This window comes from Pseudomonas sp. CFII68 (assembly GCF_000416195.1).
GTDB classification, from domain to species: Bacteria; Pseudomonadota; Gammaproteobacteria; order Pseudomonadales; family Pseudomonadaceae; genus Aquipseudomonas; species Aquipseudomonas kilonensis.
In genome coordinates this window covers 1-21,689 of sequence record NZ_ATLN01000124.1, presented here as the reverse complement: position 1 = coordinate 21,689, position 21,689 = coordinate 1, and the positions used below count along the sequence as shown (strand labels likewise).

At 62.9% G+C, this 21,689-nt stretch carries 18 protein-coding genes; 15 read left to right on the top strand and 3 right to left on the bottom strand.

Annotated elements, in window-relative coordinates; genetic code table 11:
* Positions 1-8: 8 nt before the first annotated feature.
* From CFII68_RS02780 to CFII68_RS02805, 6 genes are all read left to right on the top strand, one after another.
* The gene (locus CFII68_RS02780; protein ID WP_018613204.1) at positions 9-2,165 is read left to right on the top strand and encodes a type I secretion system permease/ATPase; all 2,157 of its coding nucleotides are present in this window, start codon (positions 9-11) and stop codon (positions 2,163-2,165) included.
* The gene (locus CFII68_RS02785) at positions 2,155-3,522 is read left to right on the top strand and encodes an HlyD family type I secretion periplasmic adaptor subunit (RefSeq protein ID WP_018613202.1); all 1,368 of its coding nucleotides are present in this window, start codon (positions 2,155-2,157) and stop codon (positions 3,520-3,522) included. The genes CFII68_RS02780 and CFII68_RS02785 overlap by 11 nt, the downstream gene beginning before the upstream one ends.
* Positions 3,523-3,828: 306 nt before the next feature.
* Positions 3,829-4,731 carry a TauD/TfdA family dioxygenase gene (locus CFII68_RS02790; protein WP_018613201.1) on the top strand — a complete coding sequence of 301 codons (903 nt, stop codon included), beginning with the start codon at positions 3,829-3,831 and terminating at the stop codon, positions 4,729-4,731.
* A 37-nt stretch (positions 4,732-4,768) separates the two neighbouring features.
* Positions 4,769-5,794, top strand: coding sequence for an ABC transporter substrate-binding protein (locus CFII68_RS02795; protein ID WP_018613198.1), 1,026 nt, complete (start codon positions 4,769-4,771; stop codon positions 5,792-5,794).
* Positions 5,795-5,799: 5 nt separating this feature from the next.
* On the top strand, positions 5,800-6,660 hold the full coding sequence (locus CFII68_RS02800) for an ABC transporter ATP-binding protein (protein ID WP_018613196.1): 861 nt from the start codon (positions 5,800-5,802) through the stop codon (positions 6,658-6,660).
* Positions 6,661-6,801: 141 nt separating this feature from the next.
* Complete coding sequence (locus CFII68_RS02805) at positions 6,802-7,668, top strand: ABC transporter permease (RefSeq protein ID WP_018613194.1); 867 nt, start codon at positions 6,802-6,804, stop codon at positions 7,666-7,668.
* Between the two features lie 169 nt (positions 7,669-7,837).
* Here the strand turns inward: CFII68_RS02805 and CFII68_RS02810 are convergent, their stop codons facing one another.
* Complete coding sequence (locus tag CFII68_RS02810; RefSeq protein ID WP_018613192.1) at positions 7,838-8,209, bottom strand: DUF6124 family protein; 372 nt, start codon at positions 8,207-8,209, stop codon at positions 7,838-7,840.
* 644 nt (positions 8,210-8,853) lie between these two features.
* Here CFII68_RS02810 and CFII68_RS02815 point away from each other — a divergent pair.
* The 7 genes from CFII68_RS02815 (at position 8,854) to CFII68_RS02845 (ending at position 18,175) form a co-directional block, all read left to right on the top strand.
* Positions 8,854-9,342, top strand: a complete 489-nt coding sequence (locus CFII68_RS02815; RefSeq protein WP_018613190.1) for a hypothetical protein — start codon at positions 8,854-8,856, stop codon at positions 9,340-9,342.
* Positions 9,335-10,777, top strand: coding sequence for a TIGR01777 family oxidoreductase (locus CFII68_RS02820; RefSeq protein WP_018613187.1), 1,443 nt, complete (start codon positions 9,335-9,337; stop codon positions 10,775-10,777). Before CFII68_RS02815 ends, CFII68_RS02820 begins: the two co-directional genes overlap by 8 nt.
* 9 nt (positions 10,778-10,786) lie before the next feature.
* Positions 10,787-13,222: an alpha/beta hydrolase gene (locus tag CFII68_RS02825; RefSeq protein ID WP_033062912.1), complete on the top strand. Its 2,436-nt coding sequence runs from the start codon at positions 10,787-10,789 to the stop codon at positions 13,220-13,222.
* Between the two features lie 261 nt (positions 13,223-13,483).
* Positions 13,484-14,260 (top strand): efflux RND transporter periplasmic adaptor subunit, encoded by a 777-nt coding sequence (locus CFII68_RS02830; protein ID WP_018613184.1) that lies wholly within the window; start codon positions 13,484-13,486, stop codon positions 14,258-14,260.
* The gene (locus tag CFII68_RS02835; protein ID WP_018613182.1) at positions 14,257-15,576 is read left to right on the top strand and encodes an efflux RND transporter periplasmic adaptor subunit; all 1,320 of its coding nucleotides are present in this window, start codon (positions 14,257-14,259) and stop codon (positions 15,574-15,576) included. Before CFII68_RS02830 ends, CFII68_RS02835 begins: the two co-directional genes overlap by 4 nt.
* Before the next feature lies 1 nt (position 15,577).
* Positions 15,578-17,674: a biotin/lipoyl-binding protein gene (locus CFII68_RS02840; RefSeq protein ID WP_018613180.1), complete on the top strand. Its 2,097-nt coding sequence runs from the start codon at positions 15,578-15,580 to the stop codon at positions 17,672-17,674.
* A gap of 9 nt (positions 17,675-17,683) precedes the next feature.
* Complete coding sequence (locus CFII68_RS02845) at positions 17,684-18,175, top strand: GNAT family N-acetyltransferase (RefSeq protein WP_018613178.1); 492 nt, start codon at positions 17,684-17,686, stop codon at positions 18,173-18,175.
* Between the two features lie 176 nt (positions 18,176-18,351).
* Here the strand turns inward: CFII68_RS02845 and CFII68_RS02850 are convergent, their stop codons facing one another.
* Positions 18,352-18,663, bottom strand: coding sequence for a hypothetical protein (locus tag CFII68_RS02850; RefSeq protein WP_018613176.1), 312 nt, complete (start codon positions 18,661-18,663; stop codon positions 18,352-18,354).
* A 46-nt stretch (positions 18,664-18,709) separates the two neighbouring features.
* Positions 18,710-19,297 carry a phage tail protein gene (locus CFII68_RS02855; protein WP_018613174.1) on the bottom strand — a complete coding sequence of 196 codons (588 nt, stop codon included), beginning with the start codon at positions 19,295-19,297 and terminating at the stop codon, positions 18,710-18,712.
* A 305-nt stretch (positions 19,298-19,602) separates the two neighbouring features.
* Between CFII68_RS02855 and CFII68_RS02860 the strand changes: the two genes are divergently transcribed.
* Positions 19,603-20,448: a sulfotransferase gene (locus CFII68_RS02860; protein ID WP_033062911.1), complete on the top strand. Its 846-nt coding sequence runs from the start codon at positions 19,603-19,605 to the stop codon at positions 20,446-20,448.
* 52 nt (positions 20,449-20,500) lie between these two features.
* On the top strand, positions 20,501-21,689 hold a 1,189-nt coding region (locus tag CFII68_RS0126240; protein ID WP_033062910.1), incomplete at its 3' end, for a DUF4347 domain-containing protein.

Sequence of the window (21,689 nt, the reverse complement as noted above, 5' to 3'; positions counted from 1 at the left end):
TGTCGAGCGTGGAATCAGAAGTCAGTCCAGTTGAACTCGTTCATGATCCGCGCACGCTGCACGACGACCCGCTGCTGGACGGCTTGTTGGCGCTCTGCATGCTGCATCAGAAGCCGGCCAGTGCGGCAATGCTCACCACCGGCCTGCCGCTGCCCAAGCAACGGCTGAGCGTCGAATTATTGTCGCGCGCGGCGGCCCGCGCCGGGCTGCAAGGCCGGGTGCTGCAACGCAAGCTCGAGCAAATCCCGACCATCGCCATGCCGGCGCTGTTGCTGCTCAAGGACGGCCGCAGCGCCGTGCTGCTGGGCTGGGTCGGCGATGACCAGGCGCGGCTGCTGCTCAGCGAAAGCGAGGGTGGTGAAGTCACGGTCAGCCGTGAGCTGCTGGCCGATGACTACAGCGGCAAGGTGTTCTTCGCCCAGCCGCAGCATAAATTTGACGTGAACCACGGCACGCTGATTCCCCGGGCGCGTTCGTGGTTTCGCGACACCCTCAAGCGGTCACGCTGGTTGTATGCCGATGCTATCGCGGCAAGCCTGCTGATCAACATCATTGCCATGGCCGCGCCGCTGTTCGTGATGAACGTCTACGACCGCGTGGTGCCGAACCAGGCCGAAGCGACCCTGTGGGTGCTGGCTGTCGGCATCACTGGCGCCTATGTGTTCGACCTGATCCTGAAGATGCTGCGCAGCCTGTGCCTGGACCTGGCCGGCAAGAAAACCGACCTGATCATTTCGGCGACGCTGTTCGAGCGCATCGTCGGCATGGCCATGAAATACCGCCCGGCGCGGGTCGGCAGCTTTGCCCAGAACATCCATGAATTCCAGAGCCTGCGGGACTTCCTCGCCTCGCTGACCCTCACCAGCCTGATCGACCTGCCGTTCACCCTGCTGATCTTCGCGGTCATCGCGATCCTCGGCGGGCACCTGGTGTGGATTCCAGTGCTGGCGTTCCCGATTGCCCTGCTGATCGGCTATGCGCTGCAGAAGCCTTTGGTGGCGACCATGGAGCGAACCATGGCCTTGGGCGCCGAGCGCCAATCCAGCCTGATCGAAACCCTGGCCGGCCTGGACGCGGTGAAGGTCAACAACGCCGAGAGCGAGCGCCAGTATCAGTGGGAGCAGACCATCGGCACCCTCAGTCGCCTCGAACTGCGGGTGAAGATGCTGTCCGGCCTGGCGATGAACATCACTTTGCTGATTCAGCAATTGGCCGGGGTGATCATGATCGTCTTCGGCGTGTACCAGATCATCGCTGGTAACTTGAGCATGGGCGGGCTGATCGCCTGCTACATGCTCAGCGGTCGCGCCCTCAGCCCATTGGCGTCGTTGTCGGGTTTGCTGACCCGCTACCAGCAGGCGCGGGTGACCATGACCTCGGTCGACCAGATGATGGAGCTGCCCCAGGAGCGTAATTTCGACGAGCGCCCGCTGAGCCGCAAGGTCCTGCAGGGCGCCATTGAATGCCGCCAGTTGAATTTCACTTACCCGAACCAGCAGAACACCGCGCTGAAGAACATCAACCTGGTGATCAAGCCGGGCGAGAAAATCGGCATCATTGGCCGCAGCGGCTCGGGCAAGAGTTCCCTGGCCAAGTTGCTGGTGGGGCTTTACCAACCCGACGATGGTGCCTTGCTGGTGGACGGCGTGGACATCCGCCAGATCGACGTCAGCGAGCTGCGCTACAACATTGGCTACGTGCCCCAGGACATCCAACTGCTGGCCGGTACGTTGCGCGACAACCTGACTTCCGGCGCCCGGTACGTCGAAGATGAGTTGGTGCTCCAGGCCGCAGAACTGGCAGGCGTGCATGAGTTTGCCCGCCTGCACCCGCAAGGCTATGAACTGCAAGTCGGTGAGCGCGGACAGAACCTGTCCGGTGGTCAGCGCCAGAACGTCGCCCTGGCCCGCGCGCTGCTGCTCAACCCGCCCATCCTGTTGCTGGACGAACCCACCAGCGCCATGGACAACACCGGTGAAGAACGCTTGAAACAGCGCCTGGCCGCCGTGGTGGAAAACAAGACCGTGCTGCTGGTGACGCACCGGGCATCCCTGCTGTCGCTGGTGGATCGCCTGCTGGTGATCGACCGTGGACAGATCCTCGCCGATGGCCCGAAAGCCGCTGTCATGGAAGCGTTGAAGAAGGGGCAGATCAGTGTTGCTTAAAACCGGCTTAAAGGGCGCTGTGGGTCGCTATTTCAAAGGTTCCGACTCGCTGCACGGCCAACCGCTGCCCGAGGTCAACAAGGCGCTGATCGAGGACGCTCCCCGGGTGGTGCGTTTGACGATCTGGGGCATCATCGGTTTCTTTGTGTTCCTGATGTTGTGGGCCAACTTCGCCGTGATCGACGAAGTGACCAAGGGCGACGGCAAGGCGATTCCCTCGTCCAAGATCCAGAAAATCCAGAACCTGGAAGGCGGCATCGTTGCTGAGCTGTTCGTCACGGAAGGGCAGATCGTCGACGCCGGCGCGCCGTTGATTCGCCTGGACGACACCCGGTTTGTCTCCAACGTCGGCGAAACCGAGGCTGACCGCCAGTCCATGCTGTTGCGGGTCGAGCGCTTGAGTGCCGAGGTCGATGACCGGCCGCTGAATTTCCCGGCCGACGTGCTCAAGGCGGTGCCGGGCCAGGCCGCCAGCGAGGAGTCGCTGTACATCAGCCGCCGCCAGCAGTTGCACGATGAAATCGGCGGCTTGCAGGAGCAGTTGATCCAGCGCCAGCAGGAACTGCGCGAATTCGTCTCCAAGCAGGCGCAGTACCGCTCCGGCCTGGCGCTGCAACGCCAGGAAATCAACATGTCCGAGCCGCTGGTGGCTCAGGGCGCGGTATCGCCGGTGGAAGTGCTGCGGCTCAAGCGCGCCGAAGTCGAGACCCGTGGGCAACTGGACGCCACGACGCTGGCGATCCCGCGTGCCGAATCGGCGATCAAGGAAGTGCAGCGCAAGATCGACGAGACCCGCGGCAAGTTCCGCAGTGAAGCCCTGACCCAGCTCAACGAAGCTCGCACCGACTTGAACAAGGCCCAGGCCACCGGCAAAGCCCTGGAAGACCGGGTGAGCCGGACCCTGGTGACGTCGCCCGTGCGTGGCATTGTCAACAAGTTGCTGGTGAACACAATCGGCGGCGTGATCCAGCCCGGCAGTGACCTGGTGGAAATCGTGCCGCTGGACGACACCATTCTGGTGGAAGCGAAAATCCGTCCCCAGGACATCGCCTTCCTGCACCCCGGTCAGGACGCCACGGTGAAATTCACCGCGTACGACTACACCATCTACGGCGGGATGAAAGCCAAGCTGGAACAGATCGGCGCCGACACCATCACCGATGAAGACAAGAAAACCACCTACTACATCATCAAGCTGCGCACCGAACGCAGCCACCTGGGCACGCCTGAAAAGCCCTTGCTGATCATCCCAGGGATGGTGGCGTCTGTGGACATCATCACCGGCAAGAAAACCGTGCTCAGCTACCTGCTCAAACCCATCATCAAGGCCCGGTCCGAGGCGTTGCACGAGCGCTAGTACCCTGGTTGATCATTCCCATGTGTGGGAGCAAAGCTTGCTCGCGAAACAGGCACCTCGGTCCCTGAAGGATCGCGTTGCCTTCATCGCGGGCAAGCCTTGCTCCCACAGCGGTGCAGTGCCAAATTCCGGGTCATATCGTTATTCGCTAACGGTATTTAAATTCTGCTGCTTATATCCTTAAACTCACCCCCCTGCGTACCTGCCGACCAATCGGCGCGCCGCACGACATAAACCAACACGGTAACGCCGTGAGTTTTGATCGATTGCGCGCCTGTTCAAGCGCGCCGTGCGTGGGAGTGATGTATGCCAGCCGTCTCTTATTCTCCAGATTCACCTATCGCGAACATTGCCCCGCAGTCGTTCGACATCCGCTCGTTCCGCGATGCCGTAGGCGCCGAAATCGTCGGGCTGGACCTGTCCCGACCGATCAGCGACCAGGATTTCGCCCGCATCCACCGCGCACACCTGGACTATCACGTCGTGGTGTTCCGCGACCAACGCATCACCCCGGAACAACAGATCGCCTTCAGTCGCCGTTTTGGCGTGCTGCAGATCCATGTGCTCAAGCAGTTCCTGCTGGCCGGGCATCCGGAAATCCTCATCGTCTCCAACATCATCGAAAACGGCCAATCCATCGGCCTCGGCGATGCCGGCAAATTCTGGCATTCGGACCTTTCCTATAAAGAACTGCCCAGCCTCGGCTCGATGCTTCACGCCCAGGAGTTGCCGAGTGAAGGCGGTGACACGTTGTTCGCCGACATGCACAAAGCCTGGGACGCTCTGCCCGAAGCGCTGCGTAAAGCCGTGGAAGGCCGTTCGGCGGCGCATTCCTACACGGCGCGCTACAGCGAAACCAAATTCGAAGGCAACTGGCGCCCTACGCTCACGCCAGAGCAACTGGCCCAGGTTGCCGAAGTGGTGCATCCGATCGTGCGCACCCATCCGGAAACCGGGCGCAAGGCGTTGTTCGTCAGCGAAGGGTTCACCACCCGCATCGTCGGTCTGCCGGAAGACGAAAGCACCGCGCTGCTGGCCGAGCTGTATGCCCACAGTGTGCTGCCGCAGAACATCTATCGCCATCAATGGCAGCCCCATGACCTGGTGTTCTGGGACAACCGCTCGCTGATCCACTTGGCCGCCGGTTGCCCGAGTCATCTGCGCCGCAAGCTGTACCGCACCACCATCCAGGGCGACGCCCCTTTCTGATCGGCTGCGCCTTGCGCAAAGAGCCCGGAGAATCACCATGTCCAAACGCATTGCTTTTGCACCGCTGGCCGCCGGCATCGGCCTGGGGTTCAGTTTGCTGGCCGGCAGCCTGGTCGCGCCGGCCAGCGCCCACGCTGAGGGCGAGATTCGTATCGCCGAACAGTTCGGCATTGTTTACTTGCTGCTCAACGTGGTCCGTGATCAACAATTGATCGAGAAATACGGCAAGCAGGAAGGCATCGAGATCAAGGTCGATTGGACCCAGTTGTCCGGCGGCGCGGCGGTCAACGATGCGTTGCTGTCGGGCTCCATCGACATTGCCGGGGCCGGCGTCGGGCCGTTGTTGACGGTCTGGGACCGCACTCGTGGCAAGCAGAACGTCAAAGCCGTCGCCTCCCTGGGCAACTTCCCTTATTACCTGTTGAGCAACAACCCGAACGTCAAGACCATCGCCGACTTCACCGAGCAGGACCGCATCGCGGTGCCGGCGGTGGGCGTTTCGGTGCAGTCGCGCTTCCTGCAATACGCCGCTGCGAAACAGTGGGGCGACAAGGACTTCAATCGCCTCGACAAGTACACCCTGGCGGTTCCGCATCCAGACGCCACGGCGGCGTTGATTGCCGGCGGCACCGAGTTGACCGGGCACTTTTCCAACCCGCCGTTCCAGGACCAGGCCCTGCAAAACCCCAACGTCCACGTGGTGCTCAACTCCTATGACGTGCTCGGGCCGAATTCGCCCACGGTGTTGTTTGCCACCGAGAAATTCCGCGATGAAAACCCGAAAACCTACAAGGCATTCGTCGAGGCGCTGACCGAAGCGGCCGAGTTCGCCCAGAAGGACAAAGGTGCGGCGGCGGACACCTACCTGCGGGTGACCAAGGCCAAGATCGACCGGGCGACGTTGCTGAAGATCATCGACAACCCGCAGATCGAATTCACCGTCAGCCCGAAAAACACCTACCCGCTGGCGGAATTCCTCTACCGCGTCGGCGCCATCAAGAACAAGCCAGCGTCGTGGGAAGACTATTTCTTCCAGGACGCCAAACCGTTGCAGGGGAGCTGATTGTCATGAACGCGCTTTTGCAAGGCCACGCGGCCAGCAACCCCACCTCCACTGGCACGGCGTTGTTGTCGGTGGATAACGTCAGCCTGGAATACCGCACCCCGCAGCGGGTGGTGCGGGCCACCCACCAGGTCAGTTTCGAAATCGACCCGGCGGACCGTTTCGTACTGCTCGGCCCATCGGGTTGCGGCAAGTCCACCTTGCTCAAGGCCATTGGCGGCTTCATCACGCCGTGCGAAGGCGTGATTCGCCTGCAAGGCCAGACTGTCAGCGCGCCGGGACCGGATCGGATCGTGGTGTTCCAGGAGTTCGATCAACTGCCGCCCTGGAAAACCGTCAAGCAGAACGTGATGTTCGCGCTGCTGGCATCCGGCACGCTCAAGCGCCGCGAGGCCGAGGATCGGGCGTTGCATTACCTCGACAAAGTCGGCCTGGCGGCGTTTGCCGATGCCTACCCACACACCTTGTCCGGTGGGATGAAGGCCCGCGTCGCGATTGCCCGAGCGCTGGCGATGCAGCCGAAAATCCTGCTGATGGACGAACCCTTCGCTGCCCTCGATGCCCTGACCCGACGCAAGATGCAGGAAGAATTGCTGCTGCTCTGGGAGGAGGTGCGTTTCACGTTGCTGTTCGTCACCCACTCCATCGAAGAAGCGTTGGTGGTGGGCAATCGCATCCTGCTGCTGTCACCGCACCCAGGAAGGGTACGGGCGGAAATCCACAGCCATCAATACGATCTGCACAGCCTCGGCGGCGTGGGGTTCCAGCACACGGCGCGGCGGATTCATCGGTTGCTGTTCGATGAAAACCAGTCTCCGGACACCGAGCGTGAGCTGGATTTCGCCGACATCCGTATCGCCCACTGACCCTGTAGGAGCTGTCGAGTGCAACGAGGCTGCGATCTTTTGATCTTTCGTCCGAGACTCAAGCGTCAGGGGAAAGATCGCAGCCTCGCTTCGCTCGGCAGCTCCTACGGGGCGGTGCCAGGATTTGAAAAGAGAGTGTTTATGAGCCAGTTATCGCCTGCGCGCGAAGAATACGAAGTCGATCTGCAACCCCTGACCCACGTGCCACTGGAGCGCGAGTTGCCCTTGGGCCAGCGCCTCTGGCAACAGGGTTGGCTGCGCAAAAGTCTGATCCTGTTATTGCTGGCGCTGGTGTGGGAGGGCGTGGCGCGTTACCAGAACAACGACCTGCTGCTGCCGAGTTTCCTGCAAACCGCCAGTGCGTTGTACGACGGTTTGCTCAGCGGCGAGCTGCTGGGCAAGGTGTGGATTTCCCTGGTGGTGCTGCTCAAGGGCTACCTGCTGGGGATCGTCCTGGCGTTTGGCTTGACCACGCTGGCCGTGTCGACCCAGCTGGGTCGCGACCTGCTCAGCACGTTGACGTCGATGTTCAACCCGCTGCCGGCCATTGCCCTGTTGCCGTTGGCGTTGTTGTGGTTTGGCCTGGGGCAGAACAGCCTGATTTTCGTGCTGGTGCATTCGGTGCTGTGGGCGCTGGCGTTGAACATGTATGCGGGGTTTCTTGGCGTGTCGGAAACGCTGCGCATGGCCGGGCGCAACTACGGGCTCAAGGGCCTGCGTTTTGTGCTGTTCATCCTGATCCCGGCGGCGCTGCCGTCGATCCTCGCCGGGCTGAAAATCGGCTGGGCCTTTGCCTGGCGCACCCTCATCGCTGCCGAACTGGTGTTCGGTGCGACCAGTGGCAAGGGCGGTTTGGGTTGGTACATCTTCCAGAACCGTAACGAGCTGTATACAGATAAGGTGTTTGCCGGGTTGGCGGTGGTGATTCTGATCGGGTTGCTGGTGGAGAACCTGGTGTTCGACAGTTTGGAGCGGGTGACGGTGAAGCGCTGGGGGATGCAGCGGTGATTAAGTAATACTCCCTTGCCAAGGGTTTTGGGTTGCCTGGGCTGACGCCTTCGCGAGCAAGCCCGCTCCCACACTGGATTTGTGTTGAACCGAAATACTGAAATCAACACCGATCAACTGTGGGAGCGGGCTTGCTCGCGAAAGCGGTTTTCAATTCACCGCAGGCCTGTCAGCCCGCTGCTTGAACCTCCAACCGATCCATCGCCCTTTCCACCAGCAAATGCACCCCATCGGCCATCCGGCTGATCGCCAGGATGACGCTGCGGCGCGAACCGTCGACGTCATCGGCCAAGTCGGCGGCGATGGCGCTGATGGACAGCAGGTCTTCGGAAGCATTGGCCAACAGGGTTTCGGTGTCGATGTCCGGGGCGACCATGAAAAGTTGGGATGCTTGGGTTTTGCCCGGGGCTTCATCGGTGGGTTTGGGGTTGAGGTAGTAGTCGAGGGCGCGCTCGGCGGCTTCGTCGAGTTTTTTGGATTTCGAGGATTTGTCGGACGTGTTGCCAGGATTTCCTGGCGGATTTGGAGTTACTTTGAACATGAGAGATACCCTAAACAGTAATTAGTTGGGAACCGTCACCGTCCGCTTGCACGCGAATGGGGTGGCGGCCGTACGCAGGTGTGCAAGACCGGGCCTGTTTAGGACACCCAGCAGATCCAAGGATCTCCTGCGCGCAGCCGCCATAAAGCCAGAGGGCAGAAGAAAGCCCCTGAGCGATGCAGCGTTGCATCCTAAACAGTTTGTTCGGACTTGCACGTCCGTGTCACCGTTTTTTCAGTGACAAACCCAGACTAGCGGTGAGCCCAAAGGCGGACAAGTTCACCAACATCGCCGCAACTTGAAGGAAATCTCCTAGGACGTTGCTGTACGCAAGCAGCACACCAAACCTGTGGCGAGGGGATTTAGCGAAACGTCGCACCGCCCCGCTGGGCTGCGAAGCAGCCCCCAAATGGGCTGAAGACCAACAACCTGACACACCGAGGTGACTGGCTTTAGGGCTGCTGCGCAGCCCAGCGGGGCGGTGCGACGTTTCGCTAAATCCCCTCGCCACAACGGTGTTCGGCTTGGGTTTCAAGTGCTCCAGACGACTGATTTTATTTCTCGCTGCCCGGGCCATTAGCCAAGTAAAGCCCCTCCCATTTCCTTTAGACTGGCCGCCCTCAAGCAAGCCTTCAGGACATGGAATGCCAACCCCTCACAGCCCCTTTCGCAAAGCCCTGGTCGTTTGGTTATATGCCGGCGCTCTGATGCACCTGCTCGCTGGCGTCACGCTGACCTGGGCCGGTCATTCGGGCTTGCTCGACGGTTATCTGCAGAACATCGAGCAGGCTTTCTGGGGCGTCAATGTCGTGCCCGCCACGGCCCGCGCGCAACAAGTCTGGTGGCTGGCCTTGTTCGGCGCCACATTGCAGAGCTATGGGCTGTACATGCTCGCCCTGGTCCATATCGGCAATCGATTGAAACGCGCCATGCCTTGGGGATGGTTAATCGCCGGCATTCTGCTCTGGGCACCCCAGGACATGCTGATTTCCGCCCAGGCCCAAGTCTGGTCGCACCTGTGGCTCGACAGTCTCGCGCTGCTGCTATTACTGCCGCCGCTGTTCTGGCTCTATCGCCACGACCGCCGCACCTCCCTGACTGACAACGCGTCGAGTGATTCAAACCATGCCTGACTTTTCACTGCTGGACTGGGCCATCACCCTGCTGATTGCCCAAGCGATCCTCGGTGCGCTGGATACCCTGTATCACCACGAACTCACCGTCGCCTTGCCCTATCGCCACAGTGCGCGGCTGGAGCTGTCCATTCACGCCTTGCGCTCGTGCTTTTACGGGATCCTGTTCCTGGGCATGGCGCATCTGGCCTTCGAAGGCACCTGGGCGATCGTCATCGCGCTGCTGTTCGCACTGGAGATCGGCCTGACGCTCTGGGATTTCGTGGTCGAGGACCGTAGCCGCAAGCTGCCCGCCATCGAGCGCATCATGCACACGGTGCTGGCGGTCAACGGCGGGGCCTTCTTCGCGCTGTACGGCGTGCAACTGGCGCAGTGGGCGAGTTTGCCCACCGGCCTGAGCGCGATCGACCTCGGCTGGCGCGGTTGGCTGCTGACCTTGTTCGCCATCGGGGTTACGGCCTCGGGGATTCGCGACGGCTTGGCGGCCTTGCGCATGCAACGCGCGGGCAAGCCCGCCAATCCGTTTGCCGGTGGTGCCTACAAGCGCGTGCTGGTGACCGGGGGCACCGGGTTTATCGGCGAGACGCTGGTCAATCAATTGCTCGACGCCGGGCACACAGTCAGCGTGCTGGCTCGCGATCCATTGAAAGCGGCCTATCTGTTTGATGGCCGCGCCCGTTGCCTGCGCTCGCTGGGCAAGCTGGGTCATGACGAAACCTTCGATGTGGTGATCAACCTGGCGGGCGCGCCGGTCGCCGGGCCGCGCTGGAGCCCCGCGCGCCAGGCGCAACTCATCGCCAGTCGGGTCAATACCACTGAAGCCTTGATGGCCTGGTTGAAAAACGCCCGGCACAAACCGGCGTTGTGGATACAGGCCTCGGCCGTCGGTTTTTATGGCGTGCGTGACGCCAGCGAAAGCCTCGATGAAAGTGCCGCCCAGGGCGACGGTTTCATGGCTGAACTCTGTGTGCGTTGGGAAGCCTCGGCTCGGCCTGCCACGGAGTTGGGCGTGCGGCAGGTGGTGATGCGCCTGGGCGTGGTGTTTGGTCCGGGCGGTGCGTTGTTGCCGTTGCTGATTCCATTTCGCCTGGGGTTTGGCGGGCGGATGGGTGACGGTCGGCAAATCATGAGTTGGGTGCATCGCGACGACGTGATCCAGGTGATCGCCCGGGCCTTCGATGACGAAAGCCTGAGCGGCACCTACAACCTGGTGGCGCCAGAAACGGTCAGTCAGGCGCTGTTCGCCGAAAGCGTTGGCAAGGTGCTCAAGCGCCCGGTGTGGTTCCACATTCCCGCCGCGCCAGTGCGTGCCTTGGCAGGCGAAATGGCCCAGTTGTTTTTCGACGGCCAACGTGTGTTGCCAAGTCGTCTCGTCGAGGCGGGCTATACGTTCCGTTACCCGACGCTTGATGCTGCCCTGCGCGACCTGGCCTGAGGAGCGCCCATGAGCAAGCCCCGGATGTACCTGCTGGCCGGCAACGGCAGCGCCGCCGATTGGTGGGACGACGCGTTGCCGCATTTTCAACACCACGACGTGGTGCCGCTGGAGCTGCCTGGCTTTGGCAGCAACCCTCAGGCTCCCTGCGAAGACCTGGCGGCCTACGCCCAGGCATTGCTGGCGGCAACGGACAAGGGCAGCGCGATCATGGCGGTCGGGGTCAACGCCTTGCTGGTGCTGCACGCCTTGCAACGTCAGCCGGGGCACTTTTGCCGCAGTGTGTTGCTGGCGCCGGTGGGTGCGTTTTTGTGGCAACGACGGCTGCCAGCGTTGATGTCGCCGCTGCCGATTCGCAAGACCATTCATTGGCTGCTGGCGAACAAACCGACGCTGTTTGCCCACAAGTTTTCCAGCCAGGCCTGGACGCCCGCGCAGTACCAGCGGATGGGCGCCGGCTATGCCCGCTGCCGCGCCTTTGTGCCGCACTGGGACTTGGTGCGTGCCGACACCGCCTTGCCATTGCTGGAGTGGATCACCGACCCGGTCGAACTGGTGTGGGGCGATCAGGACAAGGTACTGGGCGTCGCGCAGGCGGCGGCCTGGTCGGCCATTCTGGCCCGTGCCGATTTGACCATCAGCGTGAAGCCCGGCTGGGGCCACTATCCGTGGATCGACTCACCCGCTGAGTTCGCGGCGTGGCTGGAGTCCGGCGAGCGTGGCTTCGTCGCGCATACCAAGGGCGGCCGCTTGCGTCTGGCGGCGTTGGCTGGGCAGCCGGTGCCTGCGGCGCTGTCGCTCAACGATTGCGCTGACCCGCGCTTGCCAAACTTTCTGAAGAGCCAGCCGGACGCTATCTGGGCCGTGCGTTCCTCCAGTTACGGGGAGGATCAGGCCGATGCGGCCAATGCCGGCTTGAGCACCACGTTCCTGCGCGAGCCGACGCATAACGTGCCGGCGCGCATTGCCGAGTTGAGTGGGGCAGGTGTCGAGGAAGTGGTGGTGCAGCGCTTCATCACACCACGGCTGTCCGGGATAGCCTTTGTGCGTCACCTGTCAGTCGAACTGGAATGGGTCGAAGGTCACTTGGAGTCCTTGGCCGACGGTCACGTGAGCCCCGAGCGCGCGATCATTTCCCGCCTCGGCGCGTCGTGGAACAGCGACACCTTCAAGCCCGCCCATGGCCTGACTGCAGATCTGCTGTGGCGTTTCCTGCAAGGCGTGCTGCGGGTCTTCCACTACGTACCCGGCGACGTTGAATGGGCCTGGGACGGCACGCAACTCTGGCTGCTGCAATACCGACCGATCAGCGATTACGGCTGGCGCCGCCACCTGACCGCCGCCAACATCGCCGAGATCCTGCCGCCGCAACCCAGCGTGTTGGTGGAGTACGCTCAGCGCCGGGCGGCGGCGAGCATTCCGGCGATCATGGCGCGTTGGGATTCGCGGGTGCTGCAGGACAACGAGCCTTTCACGGCGGTGTTCGGCGGCGCTTCGTATATCAACAATGATTTGTTTCTCGCCCGGCTGGTCGACTGGGGCATCAGCGCCAGCAGCTACGCCGGCGAGGTCGGCGGCGCGACTCCGCACCTGCCTTGGCGGCCGCTGCGCCTGCTGCGTTCGCTGCCGTTGTTCCTGGGCATGCAACGCATCGCCCGCAGGCATTTGCTGACGCTGGAAAACGGCTTGCGACGTTTTGATCGAGAGCTGCACGAACTGACCGGACAAGGCGCAGACGGCCAGCAACTGGCCGACTGGTTTACCCGTTTCTACGTGTTCGTGGTGCAAGGCAACCTGTGCATCGCCAGTGCCTTGGCCAGCAGTGGCGGCGACTGGCTGGGCCGGCCACCAACCGCCTACGACAATCTTGAACACAGCCCGCATCGGCTGCCTTGGGAAACCGACCCAGCGACGCCTCGCCCGGCTGCGACTGCGCTGCCGTTGCAGGCCTTCCCACAATGGCCCCTGACGATTTGCCTGGCCCATTCGACCGGTCTGCCAGGCTTGCGCGGTTACTACTTGCAGGTGCGCGAATGGTATCGCGACAACCTGATGCGGATTTTCTTTCGCTTGCATCACGCCATGCCGGCGGTGGACCGGGCGCATTGGTTCGCCCCGCACCCGGACAGCCGCAGCCGCGACGGCAGCTTCTGGCAAGACGGTCGTGAAGGCACCGAACAGGCGAGTGGGTTCTTGATCTACCCAGGGCAGGCTCAAGGTATTTTGGGCGAGGACATCCTGCTGGAAGACACCCTGGACCCTGGCCGCCATGCCCACTATCAAAGCGCCCGGGCTGTGATCGCGCGGATGGGCGGCCGCTTGTCCCACGGCTCGACGCTGCTGCGTGAATTGCGCAAACCTTCGGCGGTATTGCCTCAGGTGGATGTGGGGTGGTTGGGGCGTGAGGTGGTGTATTGCGATGGGGTGTTGAGGTTGGTGGAGTAGGCAGCGCGATGTCTGCCAACCACATAACCTGTGGCGAGGGGATTTATCCCCGTTGGGCTGCGCAGCAGGCCTAAATGGTTAAAGACCAACAGCCTGATACACCGAGATGACTGTTTTCAGGGCCGCTTCGCGCCCCAGCGGGGATAAATCCCCTCGCCACAGGGTGTGTATGACCACCATATTTCTCACCTCACACCGCTACTCCCTTGACGCCCCCCACCGCTGTCGTAGACTCCGCCCATCCGTCAGGGAGTAACGGTCATGCGACGTTTGAGCAGTTGGGTTGTGGGATTGGCCTTCATAACGTGCGGGGTCCAGGCGCAGACGTCGGCTTCCGACGATCCGTTGCTGGAGAGCAATGCTTCGGCCAGTGCGTCTGGCAACGAGGCGCGAGGGGTGCTTCGGGCGCGGGATCAGGCGGTGCTGGCCAGCGAGTTGGCCGGGCGTATCGTCGAGTTGCCGTTCAGTGAGGGCGAGTCGTTCAAGAAGGGCGACACCCTGGCGCGTTTCGATTGCTCGGCCTATCAGGCCCAGCTCAATGCGGCCCAGGCGGCCAGCCGTGGGGCCGGTGAAGAACTGGCGCATAACCGGCAATTGGCAGCATTGAAATCCGTCGGGCGTTTCGAGGTGTCGCGGGCCGAGGCCCGGCTCAGCGAGGCCCAGGCGCAGTCCCAGGTGTATCAGGTCCAGGTCAAGCGCTGCAGCGTGATCGCACCCTTCGACGGGCAAGTGGTGGCGCGCAAGGTCCAGCGTTATGAAAGCGTCGCAGCCGGCGCGCCGTTGCTGGATGTGGTCGACAACCGCACCCTGGAGATTCACCTGCTGGTGCCTTCACGCTGGATGGACAGGCTCAAGCCCGGCCAGCCCTTTACCTTTGTTCCCGATGAAACTGGCAAGCCGTTGCAAGCGACGGTCAAGCGCCTGGGTGCGCGCATCGACGAGGGCAGCCAGACCCTGCTGCTGGTGGCGAACGTGCCGGATGCCAGCGGCCTGCTGTCGGGCATGAGCGGCACGGCGCGTTTCGCGGAGCCCAAGTGAACGCGCCGATATCGGGCGGCGCCGAGCAGGTGTTTGCCCGCTTCCTCGACCTTGAACGCCAGACCCGGGCCGCACGAACGCCAGCGCAGTTGGGCTACAGCCTGGTCAACGACGGCCAGGCCTTGTTCGGGTTTCGCCACGCCGCATTGTTGATTGCCGGTAAGGTCCAGACCGTGACTGGCGTCAGTACCGTGGAGCCGAATGCGCCGTTCGTGGCGTTTGTCGAGCAGGCGGTGGCACAGTTGTTCAAGCAAGGGGTGCTGAAGCAGGCCCGGGTGATTGCCGCCGATGGGGTGAGCGAGTCCATCCGGGCAGACTGGCGAAGCCTGTCGGCCGGGCAAGTGTTCTGGTTGCCGTTGATCGATCATCAGGGCCAGGTGTTCGGTGGTTTGTGGCTGGCCCGCGACCTGCCCTGGACCCCGCCCGAACAAGTGCTGCTGTCGCAACTGGGCGACACCTACAGCCATGCGTGGCTGGCGTTGCAACCGCGCAAGCCGTGGCGCCTGCGCTGGACGCGCAAGCGCCAGGTCGCCCTGGTGGCGGTGTTGCTGCTGGGCTTGTTGATCCCTGTGCGCCAGTCGGTGTTGGCCCCGGCCGAAGTGGTGCCGCTGGGCGGGCAGGTGGTGGCGGCGCCGTTGGATGGGGTGATCGCCGAGTTCCTGGTCAAGCCCAACCAGGCCGTCAAGAACGGCGACCTGCTGCTGCGTTTCGAAAGCACCAGCCTCAAGGCCCAGGCCGATGTGGCCGAGCGTGCGCTGGGCGTGGCCGAGGCGGAACTCAAGGCCAACTCCCAGCGCTCGTTTGCCGACGCGGAATCGAGTTCGAAGATTGATTTGCTGGCCGCCCGCGTCGAACAGAAACGCGCCGAACGCAACTACGCCCTTGAGCTGCTCAAACGCAGCGAAGTCCGCGCCGAGCGGGACGGCATCGCGGTGTTTGCCGACGCCGAGCGTTGGCTCGGCAAGCCCGTGCAGACCGGCGAGCGGCTGATGGAAATCGCCGATCCGAACCAGGCCGAGTTGCGTATTGAGTTGGCGGTGGGCGACGCGATTGCCCTGGAGCCCGGTGCGCAAGTGGCGTTGTTTCTCGACAGCGACCCGTTGCAGCGGCACCTGGCCTGGCTCGAACGTTCGGCCTATGAAGCGCAGCCGACCGCCGCCGGGCAACTGGCGTATCGGTTGGATGCGCGTTTCGAGGCTCAAGCGCCGCGTATCGGCCTGCGAGGTACGGCGAAGGTCTTCGGCGACCGCGCGCCGCTGGCGTTGTACCTGCTGCGTCGACCACTGGCCGGCCTGCGCCAGAGCGTAGGCCTGTAGCATGGACCTGCCGAGCCTGCGGCCGGACCTGCAACTGTCCCCGGCGGCGCCGGACCCGGACGGTTCGCCGCAGTGGACCTTGGCCGATCCGGTGCGCGGGCGCTATTTCAAGCTGGGCGCGGCGGCGATGCGCATGTTGCGCCACTGGTCCCTGGGTGATCCGGAACGGGTGTTGCAGGCGGCGAACCGCGAGCCGGGCCTGCCGCTCAATGGCGAATCGCTGGAGCAGTTGCTGGGCTTCTTGCGCGGCCATGATCTGATCAGCGCGATGGACCCGCAACAGCGCGACAGCTATCTCTCCAAGACCGCCGCACAGCGCCAGAGCCTGTGGCAGATCCTGCTGCATCAATACCTGTTTTTTCGCATTCCGCTGTGGCGCCCGGACGCCTTTCTCAACCGGGCCTGGCCCTGGTTGGCGCGGTTTGGCCCCGGGATCCTGCGCTATGGCCTGCCGCTGACCCTGGGCGTCGGCATCTTCCTGGTTTCGCGGGACTGGCAGCGATTCATCGCGACGTTTCCGCACCTGTTCAGCCTGGGCGGTGCGCTGGCGTTCGGGACGGCGTTGCTCTTCGCCAAACTGTGCCACGAATTCGGCCATGCGTTCATGGCCAAGCGTGCCGGTTGTCGTGTGCAGAGCATGGGCGTGGCGTTCATGGTGCTGTTGCCGATGTTCTACACCGACGTCAGCGACGCCTGGCGGATTAACGATCGTCGCGCGCGGTTGCTGATTGGTGCCGGCGGGGTCCTGGCCGAGCTGTTGCTGGCGTGCATCGCGTTGCTGGCCTGGTCGCTGCTGCCCGACGGGCCGGCGCGCACCGCGGCGTTCATGCTCGCCAGCGCCACCTGGATCACCACGTTGATCATCAACCTGAACCCCTTCATGCGCTTCGATGGATATTTCCTGCTCAGTGATTTTTGGGCGGTGGATAACCTTCAGGGGCGTGCGTTCGCCCTGTGCCGCTGGCGCCTGCGCGAAGCCTTGTTCGGTTACGGCGCGGCGGCGCCGGAACCCTGGTCGCCGAAGATGCGCCGGCGTTTGCTGGTGTGGGGTTATGGCTCCTGGCTGTGGCGGGCATTGTTGTTTTTCGGGATTGCCCTGGCGGTCTATCACCTGTTCTTCAAGGTGCTGGGCATTTTTCTGATGATGGTGGAATTGGCGTGGTTCATTTTTATGCCCATCGTGAATGAATGGCGGCAATGGTGGAGTCGCCGTGAGCAGGCTCACGGTGGGCGGATGCTGCTGAGCGGCCTGGTTTTGCTGGCGTTGCTGCTGGTGTTGCTGTTGCCCTGGCGCAGCGCGGTGGAAGTGCCGGCCATGCTCGAGGCCGGGCGCGCCAGTGCCTTGCACGCGCCGGTGGCGGCGCGGGTCAAGCAAGTGAATGTGCGCGACGGCCAGACCGTGGCCCAGGGCGATGTGTTGATTGAGTTGGAGTCGCCGGATATGGCGTCACGCCTGACGATCGTGCGTCGGGAAATCCAGATCCAGCAGTTGCAGATGCGTCGTCAGGCCGGGCGCAGCGAAACCGCCGCCGATGCCGGCATCATCGAACAACAACTGGCCGAAGCGGTGGCCGAGTACCGCGGCCTGGTTGCCCAGCGTGAACGCCTGTTGCTGCGTGCGCCCCATGCCGGCCAGGTACGCGACTTGTTGCCGCAACTGTCGGTAGGCCGCTGGTTGTCACCGACGCAGGCGCTGGCGCGGGTGGTGCAGACCGATTCGCGGCTGCGCGGGTACTTGACCGAAGCTGAGCTTTGGCGGGTCGAGCCGGGTGCCACGGGACGGTTCATTGCTGACGATCCGATGCACACCTCGATTGCCGTGCAGTTGAATGAAATCGACACCAACGGCGTGGCCTGGGTCGAACAGCAAGCGTTGACGTCCGACCATCACGGGCCGATTGCGGTGCGCCGCGACTCGCAGCAACGGGCCGAGCCGGTGCAGGCGCAATACGGCGTGCGCCTGAGTGCGGTCGACGAGGCGTCGGCGCCGGTGCAACCGCTGCGCGGCGTGGCGGTGTTGCAGGGCAAGGGCGAGTCGGTGTTGGGAGCGGCCTGGCGTCGGTTGGCGGCGTTGGGTGTCAGGGAAAGCGGGTTCTAAGGAGCAAGCATGGATTCAGTGGCGGCAGAGGGATTGGTGGTGCGTCCATCGCGGGTCAGCGATGGGCCGTTCTTGCAGAGCCTGTACCAGGCGGCCCGACCGGACTTGCAATGGATCGATGGCGAGCCTGAGCAGGTGCAACAGGTGATTGCCCAGCAGTTCCAGGTGCAGGAGCAAGGGTTGGGCGAGAACTTCCCCAACGCCATGCATTACGTCGTGGAAAAACTCGGCACCGCGATCGGCGCCTTGAGCACGGATTTCGGCCCCAATGAGATCCGCGTGCTGTACCTGGCCTTCATCCCCCAGGCGCGTGGGCAAGGTTATGGCCGGACGGTGCTGCAAGGGGTGCAGAAAGCTGCACAACAGATCCGTTGCCCGGTGGCGACCGTGGTCTGGGCCAGCAACCCCCACGCCCGTCGGCACTACCTGGCCCTGGGCTTCGAAGTACAAGAGCGCAACCCGGCGGCGGAGCGGTTGGTCTGGTATCCGAAAGGCGACTGAGCAAGTCTTGCAGGCACTATAAATTCCTGTGGGAGCGGGCTGTGTGGGAGCAAGGCTTGCCCGCGATGAAAACGCCGCGGTCTCTTGAGGACCGCAGCGCCTGGATCGCGAGCAAGCTTTGCTCCCACACAGCCCGCTCCGACAATAGGTTTGTTTTGAACTCAGGTTTTGTGTGATCAGTTAAACGCGATGTAGAAATACCCCAGCGCCGGATCCCGTCCCATGGGCGGTATCCGTGACACGAACACCCCTTCTATCTTGCCCAGCTCCGGCACCTCCAACCCGCAGAGGCCGTCCACGAACGCCGTGCTTTCCAGGCTGTTGAATTCCACGCTGAACGGCATGCGCTCGGTGTTCGGCATCTTGGCCCGAGGTGTTTCTTCGAGGGTTTCGAAGCGCACCGGCAGGCAACTGCCGTCGGGCAGGGTCAGGCGGCCGGTCTGGCCCAGCAGCGGTTGGAAATGGCGGCTATGAACCTGTTGCAGCATGTCGACACTCCAAAAGGCCGGAGGACCGCAGCCCTCCGGCAGCTCATCAGTTGCGGGATGGGAAGTAGCCTTGAAGGGCGATGCTGAAGTTGATGGCCAGGAACGGGTTCATGACCGCCATGGGCATGCTGTTGCCCGTGGCGGAAACCGAGCCGCTGACCGCGGTGGTCACGCCTTGCAGCGGCACTGGCGAAGCGCCTATCTGGTCGGAATAGATCGCTGCCGAGCCCGGCCCGGTGCCTGAGGTGCCGATGAACGAGTTGGTAGCCGTTGGCGTATTCACCGGGTTGCTGGCCGGGTTGGCCAACTGCAGGGTGGTCGAGGCGGTGATGCCGGTGAGGGTGTGGGTGTGGTTGGGTAGGTTGTTGAGCGTGGCGCTGACGTTTTCGGTGCCGGAGACTTCACCGATGACGCGCGGGGTCAGGCCCAGGCCATTGCCTTGGCCCAAGGGCAGGCGACCTTGCAGGTTGGGCAGCATGAAGGTGGTCTGGCCGTTGCCTCCGTACGTCACGCCGATCAGGGCGAACAAGGTCTGGTATTGAGAAAGGGAAAGCGTCTGACCGTTGCACAGGGCCCAATCCCTGGGTGCAAAGTTAAAGGCGAATGACTGGATAGTGCCGATGAATACTTCCATAGATTCCTCATCCCTTCAGATTGTTGGTATGGCATGCCGGCAGGGCTCGAGGGACGAGAAGTGCGATCAGCCCTACTCCTTAATCCCTGGCCTGGTCACGCACGGCTGAGCGTAGACCGGGATGTTTGATTCTGCCGAGCGAAGCAGGCGGAAAAATGTCGCGACACGGCTTAATCGATTCAGGTTCCCGAGCGTCGCTACCGTCCATCTTCTTTTATGGCTTGGGATGAATCTGATATCAAAGTACTACTAGGCGAAGGTTGTTTCCTCGGCTACGCTTCGGCTACAAAGGGACTACAAACAAGGTGAATGGATTGCCGCAGTTTCACTTCATTTCCGGTTTACCGCGCTCAGGCTCGACCCTGCTTTCTGCCATCTTGTTGCAGAATCCGCGCTTTCACGCCGGCATGACCAGTCCCGTCGGCACGCTGTTCAGCAGCGTCCTGCAGCAATGCAGCGCTGGCAGCGAGTTCGGTTCGGTGATCGACACCGACCTGCGCCGCCGCCTTTTGCGCGGTCTCTTCGACTCCTACTACGCCGACAAATCCGACAAGCCGGTCATCTTCGACACCAACCGTCAGTGGTGCGCACGCTTGCCTGCCCTGCAGGATCTGTTTCCCCAAGCCAAGACCATCGCCTGTGTGCGCAACGTCGCCTGGGTGCTCGACAGCCTGGAGCGGCTCTACCGCGCCAATCCGTTCGAAAACACCAAGCTGTTCAACGACGATGACGAGCGCAACACCGTCTACAGCCGCTGTGAAACCCTGGCCCAGCGCAACCGTCTGGTGGGGTTCGCCTGGACGGCGCTCAAAGAGGCTTACTACGGTGAGAACGCCGAGTCGCTGCTGATCGTTGATTACGATTTGTTGAGCCAGGCCCCGGAGCGGGTGATGCGCCTGGTGTACGACTTCATCGGCGAACCCTGGTTCGAACACGATTTCAATCACTTGACCTACGACGCACCGGCCTTCGACCAGGCCCTGGGCGTTGCCGGCCTGCACAAGGTCAAGCCCAAGGTCGCGCCGCAAGCCCGGCGGACCTTGCTGCCGCCGGATCTGTTTGAAAAGTATGCCGAGTTGTCATTCTGGCGCGATGGGTCCGCAAGCGCCGCCAATGTCATTCGTATGAAAACCGACGCCGCCGTCAGCTGACTGCGGTTTTTTTCATTTGCGTGTTCAAGAAGTTCGAGTCCAGGTGATCGTCATGTGGTGGAGCAAAGGCAAATCGCGGGTAACCGAGGGCGCACAGGCCCTGGCATCGCCAATGATCATGTCCCTGGAGCCGCGAATGCTGTTCGACGGCGCGGTGGCGGCAACCGTGGCCGACGCCGCGCAACCGGACGCGCAGCCGACCGCTGATGCCGCGAAGGCGCCGACGGTCGACCAGCCTTCCGACAACCATGCGCCTCAAGGTCAGACTGACGCCACCGAGGCTGCCGTCCCAGGCAAGTCTGTGGTGTTCGTCGATTCCCGGGTCAAGGATGCCGCCAGCCTGCTCGAAGGCGTGGCGCCCGGTACCCAGGTGGTGCAACTGGATGCCACCAAAGACGGCTTGCAGCAGATTGCCGATTACCTGGACACCCATCAGGGCATCAGCTCGGTGCAGATCATCGCCCACGGTAACGCCGGTGACTTGTGGCTGGGCAACAGCTACCTGTCGGCGGACAACGTCCAGGCCCGCAGCGAAGTGCTGGCGCAGATCGGCCAGGACATGAACGCCGGTGGCGATATCCTGATCTATGGCTGCTACACCGGCGAAGGCGAGCGTGGCCTGAGTCTGGTCGATTCATTGGCGCAGTTGACCGGCCGCGACGTGGCGGCGTCCAACGACCGCACGGGCCTGGGCGGCGACTGGGACCTGGAAATCGCCACCGGCAGCATCGAAAGCGCCAACGTGCTCTCGGCCAATGCCATGAGCGAGTATCAATGGGGCCTGGCCACCTGGACCGCCACCAACAACCTCAATAGCGGCGTGGGCTCCCTGCGCGCCGCCCTGGCGTCCGCGGAGAACGGCGACATCGTCACCTTCAACACCGGCATGATCGTCGGGCTGACCTCGGTGCTGGTGGTCGACGTGAACATCACCATCGATGGCGACCTCAATAACGACAACGTCGCCGAGGTGACTCTCGACGGTCAGAACCGAACCCAGATCCTGCAAGTGACGTCCGGCACCACGGCCACCCTCGATGGCCTGGTGATTACCCGGGGCATGGTGGCAGGCAACGGTGGTAACGGCGGCGACGATGCGCTGGTGTCCCAGGGCGGCGGCATCTACAACGCCGGCACCTTGACCCTGCGCAACGTCACGGTGACCGCGAACGCCGCCTCGGGCGGCGGTGGTGGCGGTGGTGTAACGCCGCAGTACGCCGGTGGCGGCGGCGGTGGCGGTG